Source organism: Thioclava sp. UBA3469, assembly GCF_002378135.1.
GTDB lineage: Bacteria > Pseudomonadota > Alphaproteobacteria > Rhodobacterales > Rhodobacteraceae > Thioclava > Thioclava sediminum.
Window position 1 is genome coordinate 1 of sequence record NZ_DFRG01000230.1, and the last position, 4,168, is coordinate 4,168.

Genomic DNA, 4,168 nt, shown 5'->3' on the forward strand with positions numbered 1-4,168 from the left:
GAGACGGTGCCCACGATGATCCCGGCGGTGGCCGTGGCCAGACCGATCCCGATCATGTTGCGCGCGCCGTCGATCATGCCGCCGATCAGGTCGAGAACGCCTTCACGGAAGCGGCTCATGGGCGCGCTCTCACCGCGGAACATCGCTTTGAGCGGTTTCTGCGTGAGCAGGATGAAGAACAGCAGGAACGAGGCCCAGAAGGCCGACAGGCCCGGCGACTTGCGCTCGATCATCAGGAAATAGACCAGCACGACGATCGGCAGCAGGTAGTAGAGGCCCGCCTTGTAGATGTCCTTGATCTCGGGGAGCTTCACGATCTCCGAATTGGGGTCGTCCGGCTCCAGATCGGGCGCTTTCGCGGCGACCCAGACGAGCCCGAGATAGACCACGACGACGAGCAGGGCGAGAACCCAGGCCGCGCCCTCGGGCACCATCGAGGTGATGAGGCGCACCGGGAATTGCGTTGCGTAGCACAGGGCCGCGAAGCCCGCGAAGAAGGCGAACATGCCAAAGGCCGTGCGCCAGACCGAGACCACGCGGTCGCCGATCGTCGGCATCCGGTTCTTCACCGCCTCCAGATGCACGATGTAGAACAGTGCGATGTAGGAGATGATCGCCGGGATGAAGGCGTGTTTGATGACCTCCAGATAGGAGATGCCGACATATTCCACCATCAGGAAGGCGGCAGCGCCCATCACCGGGGGCATGATCTGGCCGTTGACCGAAGAGGCCACCTCGACCGAACCCGCCTTTTCAGCCGAGAAGCCCACGCGCTTCATCAGCGGAATGGTGAAGGTGCCGGTGGTGACCACGTTCGCAATCGACGAGCCCGAGATCAGGCCGGTCGCGGCAGAGCCCACGACGGCGGCTTTTGCCGGGCCACCGCGCAGGTGGCCGAGCGCACCAAAGGCCATCTGGATGAAGTAGTTGCCCGCGCCGGCCTTCTCCAAGAGCGCGCCGAACAGCACGAAGAGGAAGACGAACTTGGTCGAGACGCCAAGCGCGATGCCGAATACCCCCTCAGAGGTGATCCACATATGCGACATGGCCTTGCGCAGGCTCGCGCCGGCCCAGCGGATCTGTTCGGGGAAGAACTCCGACGAGCCGAAGAAGACGTAGCACAGGAACACGATCGCCAGCAGGACCATGATCGGCCCGAGCGTGCGATAGGCTGCGATGAAGAGGAAGATGATGCCGAGGACCGAGATATAGGCGTCCTGCATATCGGCGAGCCCGCCATTGTCGACGATCTTCTGGTAGAAGAAATAGCCGTACATCGAGAGCAGCGCACCGCCGACCGCGAGGATCCAGTCATACCACGGCACATGGTCCTTGGGTGAAGATTTGAACAGCGGATACGCCATCGCCGAGAGGAAGATGGCATAGGCCAGATGGATCTGGCGGGCGTTGTTGATCAGGTCGCCCGGCAGCACATAGGGCCCGATGGGCGAGGCCAGAAGCACCTGAAAGATCGACCAGCTCAGCGCCACCACGGCGACCATGAGCCCGACCCATCCCTTGGGGCTGCGCGCCCCGCTGTCAGAAGCTTGGACGAGCTCCTGTAATTCCTGTTCGTTCAAGGCGCGATTTTCCGCCATCGTTCCCCCTAGCGGCCCCCAGGGCCGTCCGCCTGTTCCGGCATGATCTTAAAGCTGAAACTAAAAAAGGCGGGCACGCAAGCGCGCCCGCCCAGTTATACGCAGGGCTTATTTAATCCAGCCCTGCTCCTTATAGTACTTCAGAGCGCCCGGATGGATCGGAGCGGAGATGCCCTTGGTGACCATTTCTTCCGGCGTCAGATGCGCGAAAGCCGGGTGCAGCTTCTTGAACTCGTCGAAGTTGTCGAAGACCGACTTCACCAGAGCGTAGACGACATCATCGGGCTCATCCGCCGAGGTCACGAGGGTCGCGCGCACACCGAAGGTCTGCGTGTCGTCGGGGTTGCCGCGATACATGCCGCCCGGAATGGTGGCTTTCGCGTAGTAGGGGTTGTCGGCGACCAGCTTGTCGACCGCGTCACCCGTGACGTTCACGAGGGTCGCGTCGCACGAGGTGGTGGCTTCCTGGATCGAACCCGAGGGGTGACCCACGGTGTAGACCATCGCGTCGATCTGGTTGTCGCAGAGCGCCTTCGACTGCTCGGCGGCTTTCAGCTCGGTTGCGAGCGCGAAGTCAGAGGTTTTCCAGCCCATCGCGTCCATCAGCACTTCCATCGTGCCGCGCTGACCCGAACCGGGGTTGCCGATGTTCACGCGCTTGCCCTTGAGGTCGGCGAAGTTCTTGATGCCGCTATCGGCACGCGCGACGACGGTGAAGGGCTCGGGGTGGATCGAGAACACGGCGCGCAGCTTCTCGAACGGACCTTGATCGGAGAACTTCGAGTCGCCCTTGTAGGCGTGGTACTGCCAGTCCGACTGGGCGATGCCGAAGTCCAGTTCGCCCGAACGGATGGTGTTGATGTTGTAGACCGAACCGCCGGTGGATTCGACCGAGCAACGCACGCCGGTTTCCTTGTGGCTCTTGTTCATCAGGCGGCAGATCGCGCCACCGGTCGGGTAGTAAACGCCGGTCACACCGCCGGTCCCGATGGTGATGAAGGTCTCGTCGGCTGCGTTCGCCGCGGGCGCGAACAGCGCACCGGCGACGGCCGCGATGGCCCCGAGTTTGAAGAACTTTTTCATTGAGTAACTCCCGTTGGTCGTTTTTGGGTCTCGGTTCAGAAATACGGCCCGCGTCGGTCAGCGCGCATAGACTTCGTCGAGAAGCCTGTTGCGCCGTTCGACCTCGGCGATCCGTTCGGTTGCGCGGGGTCCCGCGCGCTTCGCCACCAGCGCCAGAATTGCTTCGAGCAAGAACAGCGTGGCGACGTAACTCGTGTAGAAATGCGGGCTGTCGGTGGGCACGATGAAGGTCTCATCGGCCGCGTGCAGCGCCGGACAGCTGCGGCTGTCGGTAATCAGCGCGACATAGGCGCCCTGTTCATGGGCATGGATTGCGCTGCGGATGGTGGAGCGCGCGAAGGGCGGCTTGGTGATCACCAGAACCGCGTCGCGCTCGTCGAGCCCCGCGAGCGTGGCGCCCAGCGACGAGCCCGCCCGTGCGCCCAGCTCCCAGTTATCGCCTAGGAAATTGGCGATATAGGCGGTGTATTCCGCGATCCCCGTCGAGCCGAGCGCGCCCAGCAGTACTACCCGGCGCGCGGCGGCGAGCTTGTCGGCCACGGCCTCGAGGCGTCCCGGCTCGATCGCGGCGCTCAGGGCTGCGATATTGTCCTGCGTGGCCGCGGCATAACGGTTGAGGAAGCTGCTCTGCGGATCGACGGCATCCTTCTGCAGTCGATCGGCGCGGTCCGCGAAGGGGGACACGCGGCGACCGATCTGGTCGCGCATGGTCTCGCGCAGCTCTTCGAAATTCTCGTATTCGAGCGCATGGGCGAGGCGGGTGAAGGTCGCGGGCGCAAGGTTCGATTCGCTCGCCAGCGTGCGCAGCGAACGGGTGGCGATGCTCACCGGGTTGTCTGCGATATAGTCTCCCGCCTCACGCAAACGCGTGGAAAGGTTGCCATATTGCGCAGCCAATCGCTGTTCGAAACTGCCGGACAATGCTCCTCCCCAGGTTCCATCACCAGTTATCGCGTTGAGGTGACCGTTTCAATTGTTTCATATATTGTCAATGCGTAAAACATATGTTTCATGGGGTAATCAGCGATCCTCACGCATTCTTGTCCCGAAGGAGGGACCGATATGAGCCACGTATTTCCCCGCCACACGAAGTCCAATCCGCCCTTGGCGGTAAAGGGCGACGGTATCTACATCCTCGATGCCAACGGGAAGCGATATCTCGATGGGTCCGGGGGCGCGGCGGTCTCCTGCCTCGGTCACTCTGACGCTGACGTGACTGCGGCGATCAAGGCTCAGATCGACAATATCGCCTTCGCGCACACGAGTTTCTTCACCTCCGAACCCGCCGAACGTCTGGCAGATCGCCTCATCGCTCACGCGCCGGGGAGCCTCGAGCGCGTCTATTTCACGTCCGGGGGATCGGAGGCGGTGGAGAGCGCGCTCAAGATGGCGAGGCAGTATTTCGTCGAGAAGGGCGAGCCGAGCCGGTCGCATTTCATCGCGCGCCGCCAGTCCTATCACGGCAACACGCTGGGCGCGCTGGCCGC

Annotated in this window: 4 protein-coding genes; 1 reads left to right on the top strand and 3 read right to left on the bottom strand. The window is 62.7% G+C overall.

From position 1 onward, the window contains the following. From B3D39_RS16595 to B3D39_RS16605, 3 genes are all read right to left on the bottom strand, one after another. A partial coding sequence (locus tag B3D39_RS16595; RefSeq protein ID WP_286789900.1) for a TRAP transporter permease occupies positions 1-1,598 on the bottom strand: 1,598 nt, incomplete at its 3' end. 108 nt (positions 1,599-1,706) lie between these two features. After that, on the bottom strand, positions 1,707-2,681 hold the full coding sequence (locus B3D39_RS16600; RefSeq protein ID WP_078519556.1) for a TAXI family TRAP transporter solute-binding subunit: 975 nt from the start codon (positions 2,679-2,681) through the stop codon (positions 1,707-1,709). Positions 2,682-2,738: 57 nt separating this feature from the next. Next, the gene (locus tag B3D39_RS16605) at positions 2,739-3,602 is read right to left on the bottom strand and encodes a MurR/RpiR family transcriptional regulator (RefSeq protein WP_253732304.1); all 864 of its coding nucleotides are present in this window, start codon (positions 3,600-3,602) and stop codon (positions 2,739-2,741) included. A 141-nt stretch (positions 3,603-3,743) separates the two neighbouring features. Between B3D39_RS16605 and B3D39_RS16610 the strand changes: the two genes are divergently transcribed. Further along, positions 3,744-4,168 (top strand): aminotransferase class III-fold pyridoxal phosphate-dependent enzyme (locus tag B3D39_RS16610; protein ID WP_286789901.1); only part of this gene is annotated, 425 nt, incomplete at its 3' end.